The 21,848-nt window shown below is 47.7% G+C and carries 23 protein-coding genes and 3 pseudogenes; 10 read left to right on the top strand and 16 right to left on the bottom strand.

What is annotated here, in order from left to right:
- Positions 1–4: 4 nt before the first annotated feature.
- The gene (locus K7H21_RS20875) at positions 5–880 is read right to left on the bottom strand and encodes a LysR substrate-binding domain-containing protein (RefSeq protein ID WP_223035322.1); all 876 of its coding nucleotides are present in this window, start codon (positions 878–880) and stop codon (positions 5–7) included.
- Between the two features lie 137 nt (positions 881–1,017).
- On the opposite strand from K7H21_RS20875, the gene K7H21_RS20880 reads away from it, so the two are divergent.
- The 3 genes from K7H21_RS20880 to K7H21_RS20890 all read left to right on the top strand — a co-directional run bounded on the left by K7H21_RS20880 (position 1,018) and on the right by K7H21_RS20890 (position 4,546).
- Positions 1,018–1,560 (top strand): hypothetical protein, encoded by a 543-nt coding sequence (locus K7H21_RS20880; protein ID WP_004130097.1) that lies wholly within the window; start codon positions 1,018–1,020, stop codon positions 1,558–1,560.
- Between the two features lie 9 nt (positions 1,561–1,569).
- Entirely contained in the window at positions 1,570–2,397 is an 828-nt protein-coding gene (locus K7H21_RS20885) for an MBL fold metallo-hydrolase (RefSeq protein ID WP_004130094.1), read from the top strand.
- Between the two features lie 172 nt (positions 2,398–2,569).
- A complete protein-coding gene (locus K7H21_RS20890; RefSeq protein WP_004130092.1) occupies positions 2,570–4,546 on the top strand; it encodes a glycosyl hydrolase family 28 protein in 1,977 nt (658 codons plus the stop codon).
- Positions 4,547–4,636: 90 nt separating this feature from the next.
- Here the strand turns inward: K7H21_RS20890 and K7H21_RS20895 are convergent, their stop codons facing one another.
- Together K7H21_RS20895 and K7H21_RS20900 are read right to left on the bottom strand one after the other, a co-directional pair.
- Positions 4,637–5,842: an MFS transporter gene (locus K7H21_RS20895; protein ID WP_004130090.1), complete on the bottom strand. Its 1,206-nt coding sequence runs from the start codon at positions 5,840–5,842 to the stop codon at positions 4,637–4,639.
- Between the two features lie 399 nt (positions 5,843–6,241).
- Positions 6,242–6,856, bottom strand: coding sequence for an FMN-binding negative transcriptional regulator (locus tag K7H21_RS20900; RefSeq protein WP_049115897.1), 615 nt, complete (start codon positions 6,854–6,856; stop codon positions 6,242–6,244).
- Positions 6,857–7,190: 334 nt separating this feature from the next.
- Between K7H21_RS20900 and K7H21_RS29070 the strand changes: the two are divergent.
- Positions 7,191–7,331, top strand: a pseudogene (locus K7H21_RS29070) (integrase); the annotation flags it as partial.
- 138 nt (positions 7,332–7,469) lie between these two features.
- Here K7H21_RS29070 and K7H21_RS20905 read toward each other — a convergent pair.
- The 8 genes from K7H21_RS20905 to K7H21_RS20940 all read right to left on the bottom strand — a co-directional run bounded on the left by K7H21_RS20905 (position 7,470) and on the right by K7H21_RS20940 (position 11,551).
- On the bottom strand, positions 7,470–8,315 hold the full coding sequence (locus K7H21_RS20905) for a DUF4942 domain-containing protein (RefSeq protein WP_142983383.1): 846 nt from the start codon (positions 8,313–8,315) through the stop codon (positions 7,470–7,472).
- Positions 8,316–8,393: 78 nt separating this feature from the next.
- Positions 8,394–8,783: a TA system toxin CbtA family protein gene (locus tag K7H21_RS20910; protein ID WP_142983382.1), complete on the bottom strand. Its 390-nt coding sequence runs from the start codon at positions 8,781–8,783 to the stop codon at positions 8,394–8,396.
- Between the two features lie 56 nt (positions 8,784–8,839).
- On the bottom strand, positions 8,840–9,199 hold the full coding sequence (locus K7H21_RS20915) for a type IV toxin-antitoxin system YeeU family antitoxin (RefSeq protein ID WP_117042590.1): 360 nt from the start codon (positions 9,197–9,199) through the stop codon (positions 8,840–8,842).
- 24 nt (positions 9,200–9,223) lie between these two features.
- The gene (locus K7H21_RS20920) at positions 9,224–9,445 is read right to left on the bottom strand and encodes a DUF987 domain-containing protein (protein ID WP_117042589.1); all 222 of its coding nucleotides are present in this window, start codon (positions 9,443–9,445) and stop codon (positions 9,224–9,226) included.
- A 13-nt stretch (positions 9,446–9,458) separates the two neighbouring features.
- Positions 9,459–9,938 (bottom strand): RadC family protein, encoded by a 480-nt coding sequence (gene radC, locus K7H21_RS20925; protein WP_047724681.1) that lies wholly within the window; start codon positions 9,936–9,938, stop codon positions 9,459–9,461.
- A gap of 11 nt (positions 9,939–9,949) precedes the next feature.
- The gene (locus K7H21_RS20930) at positions 9,950–10,393 is read right to left on the bottom strand and encodes an antirestriction protein (RefSeq protein ID WP_142983381.1); all 444 of its coding nucleotides are present in this window, start codon (positions 10,391–10,393) and stop codon (positions 9,950–9,952) included.
- 79 nt (positions 10,394–10,472) lie between these two features.
- The gene (locus K7H21_RS20935) at positions 10,473–10,703 is read right to left on the bottom strand and encodes a DUF905 domain-containing protein (protein WP_014837276.1); all 231 of its coding nucleotides are present in this window, start codon (positions 10,701–10,703) and stop codon (positions 10,473–10,475) included.
- A gap of 23 nt (positions 10,704–10,726) precedes the next feature.
- Positions 10,727–11,551: a DUF932 domain-containing protein gene (locus K7H21_RS20940; RefSeq protein ID WP_142983380.1), complete on the bottom strand. Its 825-nt coding sequence runs from the start codon at positions 11,549–11,551 to the stop codon at positions 10,727–10,729.
- A gap of 540 nt (positions 11,552–12,091) precedes the next feature.
- Between K7H21_RS20940 and K7H21_RS20945 the strand changes: the two genes are divergently transcribed.
- Positions 12,092–12,724 (top strand): inovirus Gp2 family protein, encoded by a 633-nt coding sequence (locus tag K7H21_RS20945; RefSeq protein WP_142983379.1) that lies wholly within the window; start codon positions 12,092–12,094, stop codon positions 12,722–12,724.
- A gap of 234 nt (positions 12,725–12,958) precedes the next feature.
- Positions 12,959–14,404: a YfjI family protein gene (locus K7H21_RS20950; protein WP_223035323.1), complete on the top strand. Its 1,446-nt coding sequence runs from the start codon at positions 12,959–12,961 to the stop codon at positions 14,402–14,404.
- 344 nt (positions 14,405–14,748) lie between these two features.
- Here the strand turns inward: K7H21_RS20950 and K7H21_RS20955 are convergent, their stop codons facing one another.
- Positions 14,749–15,471 (bottom strand): hypothetical protein, encoded by a 723-nt coding sequence (locus tag K7H21_RS20955; protein ID WP_142983377.1) that lies wholly within the window; start codon positions 15,469–15,471, stop codon positions 14,749–14,751.
- A 124-nt stretch (positions 15,472–15,595) separates the two neighbouring features.
- On the opposite strand from K7H21_RS20955, the gene K7H21_RS20960 reads away from it, so the two are divergent.
- From K7H21_RS20960 to K7H21_RS20975, 4 genes and pseudogenes are all read left to right on the top strand, one after another.
- Positions 15,596–15,805, top strand: coding sequence for an AlpA family transcriptional regulator (locus K7H21_RS20960; protein WP_142983376.1), 210 nt, complete (start codon positions 15,596–15,598; stop codon positions 15,803–15,805).
- A 312-nt stretch (positions 15,806–16,117) separates the two neighbouring features.
- Entirely contained in the window at positions 16,118–16,324 is a 207-nt protein-coding gene (locus K7H21_RS20965) for a helix-turn-helix transcriptional regulator (RefSeq protein WP_047724895.1), read from the top strand.
- 605 nt (positions 16,325–16,929) lie between these two features.
- Positions 16,930–17,646: pseudogene (locus K7H21_RS20970) on the top strand (MFS transporter); the annotation flags it as partial.
- A gap of 20 nt (positions 17,647–17,666) precedes the next feature.
- Positions 17,667–17,921 carry a SemiSWEET transporter gene (locus K7H21_RS20975; protein ID WP_142983375.1) on the top strand — a complete coding sequence of 85 codons (255 nt, stop codon included), beginning with the start codon at positions 17,667–17,669 and terminating at the stop codon, positions 17,919–17,921.
- A gap of 283 nt (positions 17,922–18,204) precedes the next feature.
- Here the strand turns inward: K7H21_RS20975 and K7H21_RS20980 are convergent.
- The 4 genes and pseudogenes from K7H21_RS20980 to K7H21_RS20995 form a co-directional block, all read right to left on the bottom strand.
- A pseudogene (locus tag K7H21_RS20980) lies at positions 18,205–18,333 on the bottom strand (IS66 family transposase); the annotation flags it as partial.
- A 350-nt stretch (positions 18,334–18,683) separates the two neighbouring features.
- Positions 18,684–19,934: a hypothetical protein gene (locus K7H21_RS20985; protein WP_142983374.1), complete on the bottom strand. Its 1,251-nt coding sequence runs from the start codon at positions 19,932–19,934 to the stop codon at positions 18,684–18,686.
- Between the two features lie 249 nt (positions 19,935–20,183).
- Positions 20,184–20,501 (bottom strand): hypothetical protein, encoded by a 318-nt coding sequence (locus K7H21_RS20990; RefSeq protein ID WP_142983373.1) that lies wholly within the window; start codon positions 20,499–20,501, stop codon positions 20,184–20,186.
- Between the two features lie 308 nt (positions 20,502–20,809).
- Positions 20,810–21,598 carry a hypothetical protein gene (locus K7H21_RS20995; RefSeq protein WP_224238191.1) on the bottom strand — a complete coding sequence of 263 codons (789 nt, stop codon included), beginning with the start codon at positions 21,596–21,598 and terminating at the stop codon, positions 20,810–20,812.
- Between the last annotated feature and the right edge of the window lie 250 nt (positions 21,599–21,848).

Consider the following 21,848-nt stretch of genomic DNA (forward strand, 5'->3'; position numbering starts at 1 on the left):
GGCCTTATTGCGTCAACAGCCACTGCTCGAACGCCCGTAGCGCCGATTCGTTGACGCCGTTTTCCAGCGGCTTCACCAGGCAAAAGCGCTTGCTCAGACTGCGAGCATGCGGCCAGGGCGCAGCCAGTAGCCCGTTTTCGATCGCGCTTTCGACGTATACGTGGGGCACCAGCGCAACGCCCTGCCCGGCCAGCGCGGCGGCTATCGCCATCTCATGCAGATCGTAGCGCACCCCCTGAGCCGGATTATCCAGCGCGATCCCGCACTCTTCAGCATAGCGCTGCCAGGCGTCGGGATTCTGCCATCGATGAATTCGCGGCAGCGCGTTCAGTTGGCTGATGAGATCTTCCCCCGTGAGTAGCCCGGCGTGGCATACCGGTACCAGCCTCTCTTCAAACAGAAACTGCATACGCATTCCGGCCCATGCGGGATGCTCGAAATGAACCGCCGCGTCAAAACCGCTGCCGCTGAGGATAAACGGGTCGGTTCTGACCGCGATATTCAGCGTGATATCCGGATGTTGGCGCTGAAAATCCCCCAGCCGGGGAATGAGCCAACGGCTGGCGAAGGTCGGCGGCGCGGCGATGTCCAGGCTTCGGCTGCCATCCGCTGCCCCCATCAGATACTGAGTGTCCCGTTCAAGGCGCTCCAGCGTTTCGCGCACATGGTGCGCATAGCGCGCGCCGTTAGGATTCAGCCGTACCCGGCTCCCCGTCCGCTCAAACAGCCTGCAGTTCAACAGCGATTCCAGACGGGCGATTTGCCGACTGATCGCCCCTTCGGTAAGCGACAGCTCTTCCGCCGCGCGGGCAAAGTTACCGTGCCTGGCGGCGGCCTCAAAGGCCTGCAAAGAGGCGCTGCTGGGGAGTTTTTTTCGCACGATGGCCACCTCTGCTGGATTTTTCATTAATGACAAAATGTCATTGAGTGATGAAATAATATCGTTTTATAGGGCTTATTACCCAACGTAGCATGATCAAATGTCAATATCACACGCCATCATGCAGAGGTCAGCCCATGTTATATATCGTTGAGTGCAGCTACGCCGACCCGGAAAGCGAAGCCGGCTGGAACAGGTTTTACAGCCAGCACAAGCTGCCGGCGCTGGTTTCCGTCAGCGGGTTCCGCGCTTCGCAGCGCTTCCGGGCGCTCTCCTCCGGCTGCCCGGCCTATCTTGCCATTCATACTATCCAGGATGCTGACACCCTCGCCAGTGAAGAGTATCGCCATAAAGGCGGCGGCAACTTTGCACGCTGGCAGGCGCATATTCGCGACTGGCGGCGAAACCTGTATCGGTACAGCGGGGTGTTCCCTGCCGTCGCTGAGGGTGATGTTCTACTGCTGAGCCCGGAGCCGCTGGACTTCGTTGAGTCGGAACTGGGATATCAGCCGACAAAACTTCCGGCCGCCGGGCTGGATAACAACCCGCCGCAGCGCGTGGCGTACGTTCTGCCGCGCCGGGAAGCCATGCTGCTTGCGGGGCGGGACAAAGCCTGGCTTTATGAACCCATGGCCGGTCAGCTACAAAGCCCGGCTGAAGAACAGCCTGCAGCATGCTAAGAGGTTTTTATGCGCAATCCATCTTTTATCTCCCGCCAGATTGGCGATTTTCAGGTGACTGCCCTTAGCGACGGCAGCATGGCCGCCGACCTGGCGCTGCTGTCCGGCATCGATAGCGATGATGCCGCACAAATCCAGCGCGATGCGGGCGTTATCGAACCCGGCAATATCGACATTAATGGCTATCTTATCCGCGGCCGGGGAAGAACGATTCTGGTCGACGCGGGGACGGGAGGCGGCGTGCTGGAAACCAGTCTGCGTGCGGCGGGGAGTGCGCCAGACGACGTTGATACCGTCCTGCTGACCCATGCTCATCCGGATCATATTGGCGGCCTGCTGGATGCCAACGGCGCGCCGCGCTATCCCAATGCCCGTCTTTATCTGCACCCTCTGGAAGCCGAATACTGGCAGGACGATGCCATGCTAAACCGGACCAATGCGCGGGGTCAGCGAAACTTCGCTCTCGCCCGCCGCACCCTGGACGCGTGGTCCCGGCGCCTCGGGTTTCTGGAGGATCGTGAAGTCGTCACGGGTATCCATCCGGTCTGGTTACCCGGACATACGCCGGGCCATAGCGGGTTTCGCATTGACGCCGCCGGACAAAGCCTGCTGATTTGGGGCGATATCGTCCACTTTCCGCATATTCAGGCCGCACAACCCGCCGCCGCTATCGCTTTTGATTGCGATCCCGTACAGGCCAGAGCGACGCGGGAAGCGATCCTCGCCCAGGCCGCCAGCGAAAATCTGCTGATTGCCGGTATGCATCTTGGCGGGTCGGGGTTTGCCCATATCGTACCGACTTCGCGCGGTTATCGTATTGATGATTCTGCGCAGTAAAAGGAAAGCCGGGCGGTGAAGTCCGCCTTTGCTTATCCGATTAAGATTTTTTTCGCCTGCTGAAAGATTGAACTGACTCGCGTTTATTTTCCCATATAAATATAAAATGTCGTTTTATTTTAAATGAATTTAAATTTTATTTTTCCATAAAATATGACATTAAGGAAAATCTATGCGCAATAGCTTCAGACCTGCACGCGGCATGCTGGGGTTGGCAATCGCACTAGCCGGGCTCGCAGGCGGTTGTAATGACAGCAGCGGAACCGTCGATAACCAGCACGAGGCGCCCGCCTCCGCGCCACAAAATGTCATGGTTCCGATACTGTCAGCCGATGAAAACAGCCTGGTGCTGGTCTGGGAAAAACCGGAGTCCGAGACCGAGCAGGTGGTGGACTACGCCGTCTATCGTCAAGGCGAGCGGCTGGGCATGGCGCGTGAAAATCAAAACCATTTCTCACCAGCAAAGCCCTATATTGATAACTTCTATCAGCGGATCGCCAGCGACGGCTGGCAGCAGAAAATCGATCTGCGCAGCTTTACGGCCACCAACCTGCAGCCGGATACGGAGTATGCCTTTACGGTCCGCGCAGTCTACGCCGATGGCAAAGAGTCCCCGGATAGCGCAGTGATTAAGGCGCGCACCAGCAAAACGCCGCACATCATCGAAGCCAGCACATTCGGCGCGAAGGGTGACGGCACAACGCTGAATACCCAAGCGCTGCAGCAGGCCATCGATAGCTGTACCGTCACGCACTATCCTCAGGGCTGCAAAGTACTGATTTCCGGCGGCGAATTCAAAACCGGCGCGCTCTTCCTGCATAGCGATATGACCCTGGAGATTGCCGCTGGCGCCACCCTGCTGGGTTCGGACGATCCGGCCCAGTATCCGCTGGAAAAAGGCTACTCCCTCTATCCCTACAGCGATCATCCGCAGCCCCGCCGCCCGCCGTCATTAATTAACGTGCTGGAAGCGGACGACAAGGGCGAGTCTCCGGCCGGAACGTTTCGTAATATTCGCATCGTTGGTAAAGGCACGATTGACGGCAACGGCTGGACCCGCGGCGTCAAAAACGGCGGCGATGCGACAATTAGCGACGAATTGGGCAACGCGCTGCCGCAGTACCGGGCCAGCAATGCCAAAAAAGTCGGCGCGGACGGTATTCTGGCAAAGCACCAGACCAAAGCGGCTATTGCGGAAGGGATTGAAAGCAATAGCGCCTATAAAAACCGCCGCTCCAGCCTGATGACCCTGCGCGGCGTGCAAAATCTCTACCTTGCCGGACTGACGATCCGTAACCCCGCTTTTCACGGGGTAATGGCGCTGGAATCAGAAAATATTACCCTGAATGGGCTTGTGCATCAGACCTTTGACGGCAATAACGCCGACGGCGTCGAGTTCGGCAATAGTAAAAACGCGCTGGTCTTCAATAACTTCTTCGATACTGGAGATGATTGCGTTAATTTTGCCGCCGGGTTTGGTAAAGGCGCGGAAACTTTTCATCAGCAGCCGCAAAGCGGGGCGTGGATTTTTAATAACTATTTCCGTAAAGGCCACGGCGCCGTGGTGACGGGTAGCCATACCGGCGCGTGGATCGAAAACGTTCGCGCCGAGGATAACGTCATGTATATGACCGACGTTGGTCTGCGTATGAAGAGCCGCCCCTACTACGGCGGCGGCGTGCGGGATGTGCTGTTCCGTCATAACGCGATGAAAGATATCGCCAAAGAGCCGTTTGTTTTTACTATCAAATACAGCGCCGACGTGAACGATACAACCCCTGCCGACGAACCCGCGCAGTTCCGCGACGTTCAGGTGCAGGACGTGACCGTCGATGGTACCTCGGCTAAGCACAGTATTCTGATTGATGGCATGACGGTAGCCGAAATGGCGGAGTCGTTTGGTATTACCTACCCTCGCGACGCCTATCATCAGAATCTACGTTTCTCCAACGTCAGCTTCCGTAACACCAAAGCGACCAGTATTTCCTTCCTGCACGACAGCCAGTTCGATGAGGTAACCTTCGCCAACACGCCGCAGGCCTGGGAATTTTTCGCCGTCAATGATGTGATGCTCGCCGACAGCCTTCATCAGCAGAGCATTACCCGTGAAGAGAATGACAAGGTTATTCTTGAGGGTGCAACGAAGTAATGGCGTTCCCGGCGGCGAGGTTTATCACAGGCTTAAAATCGGCTGATATCGATTAAGATTAAAGCCCTCTTTAAGCCTTACTTTAGTTGATTATTTCGTCGCCATAAAAGCCGGCGCAGAGAGCGTCGGCGCGCTGCGCCACCAGATAAGCAGCGCCGCCAGAGCGATAACGCTCAGCACGCTGAACGCCGTCGCGAAGGAGTAATAACCGGCAATCATTCCCGTCAATGCCGGACTCATCGCCGCGCCGGCCCCCTGCATTAGCATTACCACGCTTTGGCCAGCATTGACGTGCCCGCTGCCGCGCAGCAGTGCCACAATAAAGCTCGGCACCACTACGCCCAGTACCCCTGCGGCGCAGCCGTCCAGTATTTGCACCGGCACCATCATCCACGGTGCCGCCGTGCTTGCCGCCAGCGCAGCCCTGATTGGCATGATCAGCAGAGCCAGCATAATCAGTCGCCAGTACCCATATTTATCGATTCGACCTACGGTCCAGATGGCCACCGGGATCATCACCAACTGGGAAATAATCACCGTCGCCGCGGCATACAGGCCGGGATTGATCGCGCCTGGCGCCGCAGCGATCCGCATACTGAGCATGGGCAGCAACGCGGCATTCGCTAAATGAAAAAGCAGCAGCGTCAACCCAGTAATTAAAAGCGCCCTGTTTTTGGTCAGCACCGAGAAGTCAGGTATCTGGGGGGAGTCCGTCGTTTCAAGCCCGCGCGCCCGAGCGTTGTCGATATCATCACGACGAATTGCCGTCAGGGCAAAGAGCGTGAGCAACATGGTCGAGGCCATCAGGATGAAAATACCGCCAATACCCCAGCGCCAGGCGATCCCGCCGGCAATCAATGCGGTCGTAAAATTACCCGCATGGTTGAAAGCCTCATTTTTACCCATCTGGGTACTAAAGCCATCTTGCCCCGTCAGCCCCAGAGTGATCCCGGTAATAAGCGGGCCAATAAATGCCGCACATATGCCGCTGACGATTTGCGAGATGGCGACGACGCTGCTGCCCTGGCTGAACCAGAGCAGCAGCGTCGTCCCGGTAATCATGATGCACAGTATCGCGAGCATAAGACGCTTGTTCCGCGAAGCATCGGTGATGAACCCTGCGGGAAGCGTCGCCAGCAATCCGGCAACGCCGCCCGCGGTCATCAACAGACCGATGTCATCCGGTCGCCAGTGATGTTGCGTCAGGAAAATCCCCAGAAAAGGCCCGAGCCCATCGCGAACGTCGGCAATAAAAAAGCTGGTCAGGCATAGCGCCTGCAATGAACGAAGAGACATACTTTTCACCCTAATACATCCTTAACCCACTTGATCCGGTCGCCTGTAAAAACAAAATCTTCCCCGCAAAGGGCATCACTCAGGGCTATCGATTTTCTCTCCGTTAAGGAATTGGTTAAAACGCCCGATAAAGGGGCACCGTTCCTTCAACACCATTGTTTATAAATTTAAAAGCGATCTTTATCAATCTCTGAGGATTATTTTATTTGATTATTTTGCTACTGTTAAAACTGACGGTGTTGCTTATGTTATTTTAGGGCTCATTGATGACGCAATATCATTTCCTTTGCTTCAGGCGTACAGCACGTCTTCAGACATGCCAGGATAGTACTATTTAATATATGACATACATTATAGGCGCTCCCCTCCGACATAAATATTATATCGGAGAGCTAAATTTCAAGCGCCAATGCCTTTCTTCACCTTAAGCATATAGTCAGCCAGCGCAATCGACTCTGAAGATTGGCTGTTGATTAACCCCTGCAGCGTTCCTCGCTGATCGGCCTGAGAACGATGCTGCCCAAGCTTTTCTTTGGCCTGAAGCTCCTCAATTTCAATTTTGAATCCAATAATACCTTTCAATTTCCCTTCAATAAACGTCCTGGGCATAATTTCTTTCTGCGCCTGAAGCGTCGGTTCAAATTTATGGACCAACGCTTCCATCACAATGCGTAATTCATCGACAGATAAAAGGCTTACGTTGCCATAGCAGTGAACGGAAGTATAGTTCCACGTGGGAACCGCGGGAGCGGTTTGATACCAGGTAGGGGAAACATAACTATGGGGTCCTTGAAATATGGCGAGCACCCTCTGCCCGTCAAATTCTTTCCAGAGTGGATTCGCACGCGCCATATGGGAAAGAAGAATTCCCTGCGATGAAGAGCTACGATCGAGGATAAAAGGAAGATGACTGGCATTGAGGGAAGGCGAAACGACTAATCCAAAGCTATAAGCGTCAATAAAATCAAAAATATGTTTTTTATCTGATAGCTTCATTGCATCAGGTGTGTACATTTTTTACCTCATCATGTTGACCCGCCAGGTAGTTTCTTTGAAAAAAGATAACTGCCTCTTTTTATTAAGCAATGATTTAGTGTATCAAAGCGTTAGCGCCAGAGAGCGTCATCCACTTCGTTTCCCCTTATTGCACTGGTTAGTAATATTTTTTGTTGTTTTTATCGCTCTGGTTAGAATTGTATAATGTCATTATGTGTTTTTAATGGCATTAATTACCAACTCCTTTTTAACCAATTGAATATAATGATCTTACATAGATATACACATTCTGTGTTCGTATTATCTACATATTGATCTCTTGCCAGACTATTGTGTTTTTTTGATGTACCGGGAAAGCATCGAAATGGTACACCGTTATGCCCAGCTGGCGCCTCACCATTTAACGGAACGCGCAAGGCAAATTGACTCGGTCTTTGCAGAAGATGTCCCAAATGTGTCACATGAGAAAACATCAGCGAGAGGAGGAAGTTGATAACTTTTTGAGTTTAAATGGCCCTACAGGATTCGAATACATAAAGCATTGATATGTTTTATATGGATAAAATCGTGTTCAATAAAATTTGTACCAACATTTATACCAACAGATAAATTTGTCAGAAAATACAGCCCATTATCGCTGGGCAAGCATGCATGGATAATGCTTTGCGATGATGTCGTTCATCTTCTCCACCAGATCCAGCCGTTTGAATATCAGATGCGCGGTTCCCTTCTGAAAATAACGAATACTGAAGAAAACATCTTCGTAACCATCCCTCGCGGGGTTATCACGAACATGCTCCATCAACCGAGCAGAGATATCACTACGGTTTTCAGGGATCGGTTTACCATCTAGCAGGAATAGCATTCTTTCTAGGTCAACCAGTTGATCTCGCCGCCAGCCCCAGTTGAGGCTGAATCCCCATCGATTATGCGTCATCAGATTGTTAATGATGATCTTCTTTCCGAAACTGCAGGGACTGTTGGTTTTGTAATCCCATGACAGGCCTCTGAAGGCATTGATGATGCCACGCTCGAAGACCTTCTGTTTGTTGTGATGAAGCTGCTCAAAGGTACTAAGGATATTGTCTTCAGAGATCGCGGGGATATCGTCTTTCTCCAGACTTTTGTGCCACTCGTCACGAGCCTGAGCATCCATCAGGCTCAGCATGCCTGATTTGTTCATCAGATCGCGCCAGATACGGCGATCAATATTGCGGGTAATCGCTTTCATCGCTTTATCGGGGGTTTCCGTAAACCAGCAATCGTATCTATGGCCCTCCCGCATTCCCCACTCCGGAGCTGTACCACCGCCGATATTGCGGGTCAGAATGGAGATATCATCAAGCTCACGGATAAGGCTTTCAATCCGTGTCAGCGCAGCATTACGGCCTGTGACGATACGTTCAATGCTGGTGGAGCAAATCACATCGGTGTGCCCGGTTAACACTTCGGGTTCAGTAACGTTATTTCTGCTCATTAGCTCTCTCCTTTATATACAGGAAACGCCATCCGGTCAGGGCTGGCGTTTATATTTTTGTGGGATTCTGTAGGCATATCAGCGTTTACCGGGGGTGCTGACCTGTCTATGCAGTCCTCTGGTAATGGCCGTCACATCTTTATACGTGCCACAATTCATCAGCCCCGTAGCCTTTCTGGCCCGGAGGATATCAATGGATGTAATAAACGGAGACTGCTCCCTGATGCTGAAGCCTGGCCGGTCAGTGCGGACCAGTTCATACTTTTCAACAATAAAATTCAGGGCATCGGCCAGCGAGATACCCGCGTCGATATGCTGCTGAATGACCTGTTCATCAATGAACGGCGTGTCATTAAGCGTGAGACCATAGTGGTGTTCCAGCAGGCAGGTCAGCAGAGTCTGCCAGACACCCACGGGAGACGGGCATGACGATGCCGCCCGCATTAAAGGGGATGATTTGGTTTGCATAAACGTTATCTCTTTACTGGGAAGATGTGTGCACTGAAGGGCGAAGTATTACGGTGTTATGCCGTGGCTACAGGAGTGGGATAAATCGCGATACAAACGTAGCCGTGCGAACCGAGCGTATCGGCTTCGCAGGTCAGACCTTTTGCATACAGCGTAACGAGGTGCTGATGTCGGGGGTTCAGTTCACCGCTGGTGAGCATTAACTCCAGTTGTTTCATCAATACCGGGAAAGCCTGGTCAAGGTGGCGCAAATCAGCATCACAGAACTGACCGTTAAAGTTTGCCCGGTCAGCCAGATAATGCAGGCGGTTTCCCTCCTGTACCAGACGGGCACCAAAACACGGGGAGACACTGCGCCTGAGCCCCCACCAGGGTTCGCTGATATCATGCGTTGTTATCGTGGTTTTTTTCGACAAAATGTAGTTCTCCTTAATCGTGAATTAATTCAGGCTTACGCTGCGTAATACGACATACGGGCCATTGCGGTCCTGGCGGCGCTCAGCGAATACGGCCAGTACACCGCTGATATCCTGCACCTCGCGACCAGCATAGTGACAGATGCTGCCGGACCACGCGTACTTCCCCGTACAGAAGCGAAATAACCGGGACCGGGGATGCTGGCGGTATATCGCCATTGCCTGACGTTTACTGATAATTTTCATTAATACTCCTCCCTTACAACCAGCCCCGTTCAGCAAACGAGACGATATCCATTCCGCCGATGACGAGGTGGTCCAGGAGACGCACATCCACAAGGTCCAGAGCGTTCTTCAGACGCTCTGTCACCCGTCTGTCAGCCTGACTGGGTTCGGCATGACCTGAGGGATGACAGTGAGCAACAATCACCGCTGCCGCATTGTATTTCAGGGAGGCCTTCACCACTTCCCGTGGATGGACTTCAGTGTGGCTGATGGTGCCTTTGAACAACGTTTCGTGTGTAATCAGCCGGTGCTGGTTATCCAGCAGCAGCAGAACAAATGCCTCTCTTTCCTCCATTGTCAGCTGAAGACGTAACCAGTCACGTACTGAGCTGCTGGAGGTAAACGACGCGCCGGGCTCGCGTAACTGGCGCTCCAGCAGAGCCAGCGCCTCGCGGATGGTCTGTTGTGCGGAGGCTGTCAGTTCATACGCAAACAACGGTAACTGTTTTTCCATGGTGCAGGACCTCAGTCGATGATGTACATAATGGCGTTGCGTTCAGGATGGTTCAGCGCGTAATCCCGCAGACGGTAATAATGCTTCGTCATGGCATCGCACTCCGTGCGGCAGGCATGGTGGCTGTAAGCAATCAGACAGGCCGCAATACCCGCAGCTTCAGCACTCATTTCAGCGCCGTTACCATTCAGGATATTGAACAGCGACCAGAGACCTTCACTCTCTTCCGGAGCCATGAAAGCACCACCGTTACTGAGGGTATAAAAAGCCCAGACGCCACCGCTGTAATCCGCACACAACCGGTCCATCCAGGCAAAGATGCGGGGTTCGAGGGTTATCCACTGCGGGATACGGCCAAAATGCTGAGGCCAGAAACGAAGGCGCTGTTCATCTTTAACAGGTGTGGCACAAAGAGTGTCTGTCGGAATGGTGTTATCCGTTAATGCGTTGTTCATGATTAATAACTCCGGAAATAAAAAAGCCAGCCGGTCAGGGCTGGCGGGAAAGGCTGAGACTGAAGTCTGGTAAGGTTGGTCAGGACCTGCGGATGCCATAACGAGCAATGTAGCTGTTCAGCATAACCCCGGCTTCAGGTTCAAAGTTCCATGCCCGCCAGACCATCACACCTTCGCAACGAATAACCAGACGAAAATGCGTTCCCTGGTCGTCTTCAATGGCGACGTTGTCATATTGCGCTGCGATGCCTGAGGCCTGCTCACGGGTAAACGGGCCGGAGGGAAGTTGCGGATGGGTTTCGGTGTTCACAGGTATGTTCCTCCGCATTGAAGTCATGCCTGCCCCAGCAGTTCGAGCATATTCTCTGCCATCACCCACAGCGCACGATTAAGTTTCACATCGCCGTCGATACCGTTCACAGCACGGGTACGGTTGCTTCGCCCTTGTGCGGTGCGCCCCGTCAGTCCTCCCTTCATCAGGTTCTCCTGCATCCGCTGATACACCGTCCAGAGGTCATCACTGCGGTCTTCGTAACGACGTGGCGTCAGTATCTGAGCGGTAGTGACGGGCTGGTGGTCTTCACCAAAACGATAGTGGAGAGCGGCTCTCGCCATCGCCTGCTGCGCTGGTGGCGGTAACAGAGCGGACTGCATGGCATCACGTTTCTCCTCCACCCGGTCAAATATCCCCAGTACCTCATAAGCCCCTTCAATAACTTTCTCCACCACATCCCCTTTATGCGGCACCCGCACTTCGCCGAATGACTGCCCGCAGACCAGCCCGTTGGTGCAGACGCCACGAAACAATCCCGGCAACATCTGATAGCTGGATGAGCCATCATGTGAATTGAGGAGGATAATTTCGGGAACCTGATGTCCGGTAAGTTGCCCGGTACGACGCAGGCGCAACATATGTTTGGTGTGCTCCCGTCGGCCCTGGTCACGTACGCGGGTCTGGCAGGCAAAGAAAGGCTCAAAACCTTCCCGCTGCAGATTCTCAAGAATAGTGATGGTCGGTATCCAGGTGTATCGGTCTGAACGGGATTCGTGCTTATTCTCACTAAAAACACTGGGGACGTATTGCATTAATTCTTCACGGGTTAACGGGCGGTCGCGCCGTACCTGATTTACCCGTCCAAAACGACTGGCTAGTTTCATGATGAGTTCCTTAATTTATCTCTTTGCACCAAACGGCTTAACCTCAGAAGAATAGATATATGCTTCGAGGAATAACGGATTTTCACCAAAGTAATATAGATTCAAATTCATCCATAACTTAATAAAAAAATCCCGAGCATTATATGTGATAACTCCAGAGCAATTCGATGGCTAAAAAGGTATAAAAATCATGAATATCGTTAACTCCTTCCTTTATTGCAATTTCAACCCCAGACTAAAGAACAGTGGCGTTTGTCTATGTATGTATATAGATGTGTATATAGATTACTGATACATATCAATGCATTTAAATTAACATCTGTAGATTAATAAACATGAGAACACATGTAATTCAATACATTGAAACCAACAAACATTCCATCACTAATAAAACAACGCTCATGCATATAACTCGGCAAGTAAACATATACCGTATGCATAATGCATATGAACAATACAAGCGTAGAGCAAGTGATTTAATTAAATAATCAGCCCTACTACGACTAACACTTTCGAAATATAAAGAAGGAAACAAATAGTATGTACGAATATATCACCTCTCACGGAAAATTGAATCAATACCATTTAAAGAAAATAGAACAGACTATTGATAAAGCATTGAGTGAACACTCAAGAGTATTGGCTGTAAGAATAGATTTACATACTCCTGTTCTCAAACCATTAAATGACATGCCTGATGAGGCTAATTTCGCAAGGACAGATTCATCAGTAATATCCCGCTTTACGGACTCTCTGAAAGCAAAAATCTCACATTATATTAACAAGCGGGAGAAAGAGGGAAAGCGAGTTCGTAAGACATCATTACGCGTTGTCTGGGCCAGAGAGTTTGCACCTGATTCACATAAAAAACATTATCACGTATTACTGTTACTCAACGGGGACACTTTCAATACACTGGGAGCGTACGATAGTAAAAAAGGTACACTCCTCCGCCTTATACGTGAGTCATGGATGAGTGCTGTCAGTTTCATATATCCCCCCGATAAAGAGTTAGTCCACACACCCAGGAATCCTTGTTATTACCTGAATGCAAAGGATGGCAAGCAAAGTGAGTCATATTGCTCGCTGATTTACCGGACAAGTTACTTCGCAAAAGAGAAAAGCAAATGCTTTACAGATGGTGAACGTAATTTTGGATGTAGCTTTAAATAATGGCATCACAAATCATCTATTTACCCATGAGTAAAACAGACCAGTACAGGGCTGTTCATGACTCATATCTGTACAGTATCAGGTAGCAAAACAATCCTGACTAAAATAATATCAATCCAAATAAAACCAATTTAGACCAATGGTCTGCCGGAGTATTCCAAATAGCAGATGAGTATCATATTCTTGGTCCTGCAGTATATCTGCCAGTAAAAATTAACATATGAGAGGTCGAATATGAGTGTTGGAATTATAAAAGACAAAAAGGCTACTTACCCAGTAGAATACTTCCCTCAAATAATGCGGAATGCAATTGAATCTATAGTAAGGGATGTTCAGGCTCCTCCGGAGCTGGTGGGTAGCGCCATACTGGGTTTTGCATCACTTGCATTGCAGGGGTTAAAAAAAATTCGTTATCCTGACGGGCGAGTCAGGCCCATCTCCTTATATCTTACCGTGATTGCAGACTCAGGAGAGCGGAAAACTGCTGTATATAACCTGGTGGGTCAACCTGTCTTTGCATTTGAGAAAGCCTGCCGAAAGAAACATGAAATGCTAATAGTTGATTACAATGCAGAACTTCAATCATGGAAGGTACAGGAACAATCCATATTGAAGAGTATCCGCAAGAAAACGGAGAAAGGTGTCAGCATTGAAAGTGAAAATGAGCGGCTGAAGCTCCATTACAGAATAAAACCGAAAAGTCCTGTTCTGCCTAAGATGATTTACAACGATACGACCCCTGAGGCTTTACAGTCGGGATTATACAATAATATACCTTCTGCGAGCCTGATGTCAGATGAAGCAGGGGTATTTTTTAAGGGAAGAGCTAAGAGTAATTTAAGTTTTTTAAACCAGCTATGGGATGGCTCTTCATTTGATGTAGAACGCAAAACAGGCAGTTTCACAGTAGATGATTGCATGTTCACAATTTTACTTATGATTCAGACAGATGAATTCGAAAAATATGTTAAAAAACAAGGGGATTATGCAGTAGGCTCTGGTTTTTTCTCTCGATTCATGATTACCGGAGTCACCTCTATGCAAGGACGCAGGGACACCAGGACAGTACAAAATGCAGGAGGAGATAGCCTTAGGTTATTTCATGAAAAAATCGAAGAGGCGCTATCCAGTTTTGAAGAAATGTGTAGCAGCGCTAATGTTACACATGAATACTATACACTTTCAGAACAAGCTCAGACTGTTTTATCCGAGTACCAGAAAAAGGCTGAAGACGCTATAATTCAACACAAAGACAAATCCCCTCTTTTTGAAGGCATGTTTTCTAAATTGTCAGAAAATTTTATAAGAGTGGCTGCCTTATTTGAATATTTTGACGGTAACAATTCAGGAACTATTTCCTCAAAAAATGTTGTAAACGCATCAAATATTGTGAATTTTTATTATTCTTATTTATTAACTTCGGGTGGTTTACGTAGTGAAACAGTGGAGCAGAATGCTGATTTACTCTATGCCTGGCTGCTCTCTCACAAAGAGAACCACTATAGTTATACCACACATATAAACAAAACGGAAATAAGAAGAAAAGGACCTTATAAATTAAGAAATAAAATCAAACTCAACGCCGCTTTAGAATTCCTTGAGCAAGAAAGGAAGGTGAGTATCCAGAAATTGAGAAACAACAATGGAACTATGAGCGAAATAATCACTATCCATCGATAATCACCGATAAAGGGCTGCTATTGTCTGCTACTGGTAGCAGACAATAGCAGCAATTCATTCATATAAAAAACATCACCAGTTATAAACATTTGACTCTTAGTGACTCCCCAGCATTGAGGTGTTGATATTTATATGTTCTATTTTCTCAACCCCCTCCTTTCAACTCATTTATTTTCATCATTGAATAATAGGCCTCAAATGACTGCTGACAATGAGTCGTTTTATTATCGAGTTCGGTGACCGCCTGAGCGATCACCTTTAATACGATGGCAGTTACACAGAATTACGGACAGGCTCCACATCTAACACTCTGAAAATAATTTTCATTGGCTTATTTTCATCAGTTATCTCTTTACAACATCAGCGAAAGCATTCTTCAATTCGATGTCATTTCTAGACCAGTCGCTAATGGTTCTATATAATTTATCCCATGATGTCCAATCACTATTTTTATGGAAATCAAGTTCAATAAACTTAGAAATCTCGTCCTCTAAAGAATTAATAGCAGCAGCTTTACTTTTCCACCCGTCTTCAGGCTTATTTTTCTTTAATAGCCTAATGACTTCATCCTTGACTGGCCTGTAGTTCTGCGACTTTTTTTTACCACCGAGGCTTGCTGCTTCTCGTTTTAACTTATTAGACTCTTCTTTAAATTCTACCATTTCCAGAGCCCAGCAGGCTCCATTCCACATGTTTATCAAATTTAGTGCCATCAAAACATATTTACGGCCTTCAACTTTGCGGCCCTGTCTGTACCGAGATATTCCCCATGTATGCGATACAAAAGCGCATTCCAGAAGCTTGCTGGGTGTACCCATCCACATAGCTTGAGACTTCATACTGCTTATGTACTCTTCAACAGTACGTTCCCTGTAAGCATGTTTGTAAGGCTGAATCCTGCATTTTTGGTAATCAGTAATGGCAGTATGGGCATCTGCCTCGAGCTTACGCACCATCTCTTCGCCAGAACACGGCTCAAAGTGAGTGGAAGTTTTCACTTTCACTACCGCTTTCTCAAACTCATCTAAAACCTCTTCAAAAAGGATATCAAAGTCGTTATTTTTCATTTGGTTACCAAAATGTGAATGTGAAGTAGCAAAACTAAAAAAATACTTTATGAAGGCAGCTTTTTCGATACTAACCCTCGCATTAATATAAGAACCAATCTAAAGCAATCAAGAGCAATGAACCATGCCTACACAAGATATGAAGATTTTAAGGTTACCTGAAGTAGTCGAGAAAGCCGGGATCAAAAGATCCACCATATACGACTGGCTGAATCCAAAATCACCACGATATGACGTAACGTTCCCTAAGCAGCGTCGCCTGGGTACTAAATCAGTTGGCTGGCTGGAGTCAGAACTGGATGAATGGCTAAAAAATCGCCCGATACCAATCTGATCTTGTAGATGTAATGCTAGCTAGCACAATCTATTCAATTTTTTATTGCTGTTACCTGAGCAACTCACGCAGCATATAGGTAGATTAACGATAGATACAAAAAATCGCTATTAATTCATGATCTATCCTGAATGATGATACCTATAATGTTCGACGATAATTTTGCTTCGCGCAGTTGCATGTTAAAAAGATGGCGTTTAGAAAAATAAACAAGTCTAAGCTTCAAATAAACCCGTGCATTGTATTTTTACCGAATGAGAATTAATAATGAAAGAACACGCATCAATATTTAATCAGAAAAATAATAATCACATGTCAGATACGGACTTCACCAAAGATCGCCTTGTAGATATGGCTTTTATTACTGCTTACACCGGATTAACAGACAAATGGTTTTATAAGCTTATCAAGGACGGTGAATTTCCGAAGCCGATTAAATTGGGCCGCAGCTCTCGCTGGACTGAAAGTGAGGTAAAAACGTGGTTAAAACAACGTATGGAAAAATCAAGAGGAAACTAACCATGCGTGCAAAACGTATTGACTACACTAACCGACGGACTCACTCCACTCAAGATACTACCACAAACAAACGGTCCCGTTGGATCTGTAACCAATGCAAACGTCAGTATTGTGGGGCTAAGCCCTGCCCATTTTGTTATCGGATAGAACAAGGAATGGCTGCCGCAGCACAGCCTGGCGGAGATAGACCAGGCTGCAGAAGACGACGTAATCGAAGCGCTGCCAGTCAGCGCATAACAGGTCCATTACCAGACCGGAAGGTTGTGACTGAACTTACACCACCTTGACGGACTCGACCACCCAGGTTGCGGAAGACACACTTTTCCCCGTCGTTGACACTTATTAATTCCAGTGATTAGCACTGTGCAAAAAGCATCGGAATGGTGCCTTTGACAGAGTGTCAGTTATTGACGGCATGTATGGCTGCATCCTAAATTATCCGAGTGGTGAATCCCCCTAAGCGGAGGGGCATTGCCGGTCTGTGTTATTTTTTTGCGCATTGCGGGTCGTCCATTGACTGGCGGCGACTCACCGGGAGGCACCCGGCACCACAACCAACTCACAGTGTCAGGCTCGCTTCGGCGGGCCTTTTCTTTGGTGCGCCGGGCATGGCGCTGGCGTACAACGTGGCGTCGAATATCATCACCGGCTTCGCTATTTACTATTTTACCTACGTCATCGGCGATGCCGATCTGTTCCCGTATTACCTGTCCTACGCCGGTGCGGCTAACCTATTGACGCAGGTGTTCTTCCCACGACTGGCAAAAGCGCTATCGCGGCGAATTTTGTGGTCGGGGGCATCGGTGATGCCGATATTGAGTGCCGGTGTGCTGCTAATCATGGCGCTGACGGGTTTCCACAATCTGCTTCTTATCTGTGTGGCAGGCGTATTTCTTAATATCGGCACGGCGCTGTTTTGGGTGCTGCAGGTTATTATGGTGGCCGATACCGTCGACTACGGTGAGTACAAGTTTAATGTGCGATGCGAAAGTATCGTCTATGCGGTGCAAACCATGGTGGTTAAGGGCGGTTCAGCATTTGCAGCGTTCTTTATTGCGGTAGTGCTGGGCGTGATTGGTTATGTGCCCAACGGTGTACAGTCGGCCGAAACGGTGCTGGGCATGCAGTTTATTATGATTGCGCTGCCAACACTGTTTTTTGCCATCACTCTGGCGCTATATTTCCGCTTCTACCGGTTAAATGGCGACATGCTGCGTAAGATTCACATTCACCTGCTGGACAAGTATCGCAAAGTGTCACAGCCAGCTGTAGTGGGTAATAAGCCTGTTGGACCTGTTGCTGCCGTAAGCGAAGTGAAGTGAAGTGAAGTGAAGTCGTAATCATGGAGTGGATCTCGCTGATTGGCTATCTGGCGGCAAGCCTGACGACACTCTCATTTTTACCGCAGGCGTTTAAGGTCATTACCACCCGTAACACCCAGGGGATATCCGGGCTGATGCACGTGATGTTCGTCTGCGGTTTGACTCTGTGGCTAGTTTACTGCGTGATGATTGAAGATACGGCGGTCAGTGTGGCGAACCTGTTAACGTTACTGTTCGCCTTGCCGATTCTGATTATCAAACTGCGTCGGGAATAGAAAGGGGAACCTCATCTCTCCGGCCAACACAAATAAGGTGTAGGCCGGAACAGGTGATGTCATAAACGACCCGGCAGGTTCGAATATGCGACGGAAACTGCGATAGTCCGTAGGATATAAACCATAGCCGACTCTGTACCCTGGCAGCTACGCGCTATGTGATAATGTCGATATCAAACAGGTCTGCATTGAGGATTTCTCTATGACCACCTTTAATCAACTTTCTGCCACCAGTCTGGGCGGATAGCATATATCTATGGCTGACGACGCGGATAAGGTGGTTCTCTGACTCGATTGCATACAGCTCACCGATACGACTGAGCGCTTCTGTTGTTACTGTCGTTGGATGACGAACATGTACATCGTGGATCTTGCGTCGGGCATGTGCCATACAGGCCGCTTCGGTTAACTTCCTGATACCAGTTCATATCTAACGAACTGGGGTCATGATTGTAAGTATCCCTGCAAAATGAACCATTCACTTTTAGAGATCTTCCGGCATACCGACTGCAGCTAGCTGACATCAATTGATCAGAACTAGTCGTTCAACCAGCTTCGAAACATAGCTTGTCTTATACGGACAGACTATAATTTGGAATGACCCCGCCCTATAGTTCAACTACAAAATATCATTTCTGACATCGAATTGACGTCCGCTTTTCGCTCGCGGTGGACCTTGTGACTTTAATTTCTGTCCGCTCCGTGCCAGAAGTGGTCGTTAATAGCAGGAAAGAGTAGGCTCGCAAAAAGTGCCTATTTTCTTTACATTGGAATAGGGTCTGTAGCTGTGATCCAGTCCAGAGGAATTTCCATTTTTCTGCCAGATTTAACTGCGCCTTCCATAAAAAGATTTAAGTCTTTTTTGTGCTGTTTTATTGCCCATGTCAAGCTCTGGAACTCAAATGCAACCCGTAAAAATGATTGAGTTGATACCCTAAACCCGCCATCCAAAATATTTCCTGTTGCTGATATTTGAGCATACCAATGCTCATCTTGTAAGAAAGTGATATGTAGACCATTTCTCTTAAATCTTCTCTTTATGACTTGCAAATCAAGAAGAACCAAAATGCTTAAATTTCCATTTATGAAATTATATATATGTTCGGGGTTTAACGAAAGTTGGAAAGGTGTATAGGGGTGCCAATTCATTTCTCTTTTGTAGTCGTTTAAATTGAGCATATGAATGTACTTTCCAGGTATCTGGTCAAAAATTTTTTGCTTGAGTTTTGTTATAGCTAGGTAGTGAATTCCACTCTCTGGTGAGACATGGCTAGTGCCTTCTTCATAGGACTTACTTATGCAATCATTGATAGCATGCAAGTGATACTGCTCTTTTCCTATGTGTTCGTGTCTTATTACAGGCCCTACACCTCGAAAGTTTTCAGCCTCATCTTTTATGAAAAAGCTATTTAGCTCATCTATGTTTCTAAGTTGTTTTTCCCCTCTTTTGTTCAGTTTACTTGATGTTTTCACTTCAATAGGATAGGGATCATTATGACCTAGTAGGCATACATCGCCATGCCTTAGCGTATTCGTAAGATCGCAAAGAACTGCAGGCACATTTTTTTGAGCTGCTGTTTTTAGAAGCATTATTTCGGATTTGATGCCTTCTTTCCCAGAAATAAATCCGGCAGTTTCCTTTACATGATAATTTTCATTGTAAAGAAAGTGTTTTATTGCATATTTATCACAAAAATGGAATGCAATACTATCTCCATACATTTTCCATATATAGATGATATATCTATAGTTCTCTATTTTTTTGTCAAGTTTATTTATAATAGATACTATTTCTTTTGACCGTTCTTTGGTTGGTCTATCATTTGCTTTTTCAAGACGTAATTTTTGAATCATTCCTTTTGTGCGAATAATTGCTTTCTCTGCATCTTTAATTTTATTTAAAAGCAATAGTTGAAAGTCTACGATTGCTCCTATCGACAATTTTTTTTGTGTTTTAATAATGTGAAGCATTATCGTCAATTGTTCAAGACTCTTCTTATACCTGGCAACCATTGATTAGCCCCCCGCAAAAAAAACGCTGCAAAATATGTCATGAACTTAGCACAAAATCCATCAGTCTTGCTACAGGTTTTCATAGTCCCACAACAGGCAGCGAAATATCGCAGCCATCCAAAGCTCCGCTCGACTATCAAGTCATTTTGATACTTTTTAATCGTGATCGAAAGATTGACAGCGTTACGCTCGAAACGCTGAGCTAGGTTTTTGATAGGATTTATCAGACCTGTAAGAAAAACTGCGCCATTATTCTTTTTTGACTCTTTCCACAATCAGATCTTTGATGGAAACACCGTCATCTTTTGCTCGATGATATAATATATAAAATGTTTCCTCATCAATCCTGATAACGAAAGTGCGTTTGATGATCCTGTCGTAAACGTATGCGCCTGATAAAATAAGTAAGAAAGTCAGAGACGCGATTAATAACGCGCCAGTTCCTTTATCGAAATAGGTAGCAAGGAGAATACCCACAGGAGCAAGGAATAAAGTAATATGAACTGCTAGAAAAAGAACTGCAAAGCCAAGCCCACTATTCTTGAACTCATTTTTCGTTTTTATCATTACAGCTATAGATACAAGGAAAAAAGGAATCAGAATTAACCCGACCCCATATATTTTAGATAATCCAACACAGTTAGATTGAGCATTAGCTGTTCCTGACAGGGGCTAGAGGACATTGAAAGTAGAGGTGAAATCACTATAAGGGGGGAGCCGAAAGATGTCCATGAAGGCTGTGTAGACAACAGAGGAAATCCGCTCTTCGCTCACAACGGAACAAGGTTCAATTATTTGATACAGTTATTCTTTTAAGTAAGGTGATCGAACTCATTCTGCCCCGTAAGGGGCGTGAACAGCTTCGCGCTAATTGTCTATGTTTCTTTCTGCCGTTCCGCGAGAGCATGCCTTGCTGCGCTTGATGCCCATTCATCAGATTGGTCAAGGTGTTCAATCTCTGACTCTGCTATTGGCGTTACACGGATCAGCGGAACGGAACCGAAAGGCAAATTATCAATCTTACGGCCATCACGGCTGAGGATGATTCGGGTCATTGGGCTATATTCGTCTGTAAGAGTGCAAAACAGGATTGCAACATATTCTTCATCATCGGCAGCAACCTGATACCCATCGGCCACGAGATCCCCCAGCTTAATCAAGAGATGAGCCCAGTCATCAATCTCGTGGCTGGTAAAACTCGAAGCGTCTAATTCCATAAAGAGTTCGCATCCTACGCCATTTTCCGGGTCTGCAATGCCAGCCCAGGGCGTCGAGAGGCCATCAGTGGCCAGCGTTAATTGGGTGTAGTTCTTAATATCGAGTACTCGACGATGGGGCCCGAACCATTCCGTCTGGTTGTGTACGTTCGCGTCATTTTGTTCAGCCTTAAAGCCATCTGAGACGCTGCCATACTTTTCCCAAAATGCTCGCCTTGCTACAGAAGCTGCCTCATTAATCGGGTCATGAGGACCACGCGGCACAATTGTCTCATCGAATAGTGTGTCAACTGTTACACGCCCACGTATTAACGGTATTATAGACCTTGTCCAGTGAACGATAACCTTATTAAAGGGCTGTATCTGTGATGCTTCGAGTTTTGCGACAACCTCCCGGACTCTTCTGAAAAGAGTGGTTACCATCTGCAACATGACTACCATCGGCATACATGTAGCCTCCGGTTTGTGAGGAGACTCCAGCCTGTTCAGTGATAAAGAACCATTCTCCGTCCACGGCGCCAGCGGGTGCTTTGTCTAAGGCCGAGCGTAAATCCCTTGCTGCATCAGAGTTTGAATATGCTGTCATATCTGTGCTTTAGCCTCACGCCTTATGCATCATACTTAGTTTAACTTTTTCAAAATTATAGTATTAATTATCTTTCAGCCAGACAAACTGAAAAACGCCTACCGGGATTAG

The organism is Klebsiella sp. CTHL.F3a (assembly GCF_019890895.1).
Taxonomy (GTDB): domain Bacteria; phylum Pseudomonadota; class Gammaproteobacteria; order Enterobacterales; family Enterobacteriaceae; genus Klebsiella; species Klebsiella grimontii.

Bases quoted from the DNA above. Each gene is read 5' to 3' on its own strand.
- K7H21_RS20880 (WP_004130097.1), top strand. From the start codon at position 1,018: ATGTTATATATCGTTGAGTGCAGCTACGCCGACCCGGAAAGCGAAGCC.
- K7H21_RS20885 (WP_004130094.1), top strand. From the start codon at position 1,570: ATGCGCAATCCATCTTTTATCTCCCGCCAGATTGGCGATTTTCAGGTG.
- K7H21_RS20890 (WP_004130092.1), top strand. From the start codon at position 2,570: ATGCGCAATAGCTTCAGACCTGCACGCGGCATGCTGGGGTTGGCAATC.
- K7H21_RS20895 (WP_004130090.1), bottom strand. From the start codon at position 5,842: ATGTCTCTTCGTTCATTGCAGGCGCTATGCCTGACCAGCTTTTTTATT.
- K7H21_RS20900 (WP_049115897.1), bottom strand. From the start codon at position 6,856: ATGTACACACCTGATGCAATGAAGCTATCAGATAAAAAACATATTTTT.
- K7H21_RS20905 (WP_142983383.1), bottom strand. From the start codon at position 8,315: ATGAGCAGAAATAACGTTACTGAACCCGAAGTGTTAACCGGGCACACC.
- K7H21_RS20910 (WP_142983382.1), bottom strand. From the start codon at position 8,783: ATGCAAACCAAATCATCCCCTTTAATGCGGGCGGCATCGTCATGCCCG.
- K7H21_RS20920 (WP_117042589.1), bottom strand. From the start codon at position 9,445: ATGAAAATTATCAGTAAACGTCAGGCAATGGCGATATACCGCCAGCAT.
- radC (WP_047724681.1), bottom strand. From the start codon at position 9,938: ATGGAAAAACAGTTACCGTTGTTTGCGTATGAACTGACAGCCTCCGCA.
- K7H21_RS20930 (WP_142983381.1), bottom strand. From the start codon at position 10,393: ATGAACAACGCATTAACGGATAACACCATTCCGACAGACACTCTTTGT.
- K7H21_RS20940 (WP_142983380.1), bottom strand. From the start codon at position 11,551: ATGAAACTAGCCAGTCGTTTTGGACGGGTAAATCAGGTACGGCGCGAC.
- K7H21_RS20945 (WP_142983379.1), top strand. From the start codon at position 12,092: ATGTACGAATATATCACCTCTCACGGAAAATTGAATCAATACCATTTA.
- K7H21_RS20950 (WP_223035323.1), top strand. From the start codon at position 12,959: ATGAGTGTTGGAATTATAAAAGACAAAAAGGCTACTTACCCAGTAGAA.
- K7H21_RS20955 (WP_142983377.1), bottom strand. From the start codon at position 15,471: ATGAAAAATAACGACTTTGATATCCTTTTTGAAGAGGTTTTAGATGAG.
- K7H21_RS20960 (WP_142983376.1), top strand. From the start codon at position 15,596: ATGCCTACACAAGATATGAAGATTTTAAGGTTACCTGAAGTAGTCGAG.
- K7H21_RS20965 (WP_047724895.1), top strand. From the start codon at position 16,118: ATGTCAGATACGGACTTCACCAAAGATCGCCTTGTAGATATGGCTTTT.
- K7H21_RS20975 (WP_142983375.1), top strand. From the start codon at position 17,667: ATGGAGTGGATCTCGCTGATTGGCTATCTGGCGGCAAGCCTGACGACA.
- K7H21_RS20985 (WP_142983374.1), bottom strand. From the start codon at position 19,934: ATGGTTGCCAGGTATAAGAAGAGTCTTGAACAATTGACGATAATGCTT.
- K7H21_RS20990 (WP_142983373.1), bottom strand. From the start codon at position 20,501: ATGATAAAAACGAAAAATGAGTTCAAGAATAGTGGGCTTGGCTTTGCA.
- K7H21_RS20995 (WP_224238191.1), bottom strand. From the start codon at position 21,598: ATGCCGATGGTAGTCATGTTGCAGATGGTAACCACTCTTTTCAGAAGA.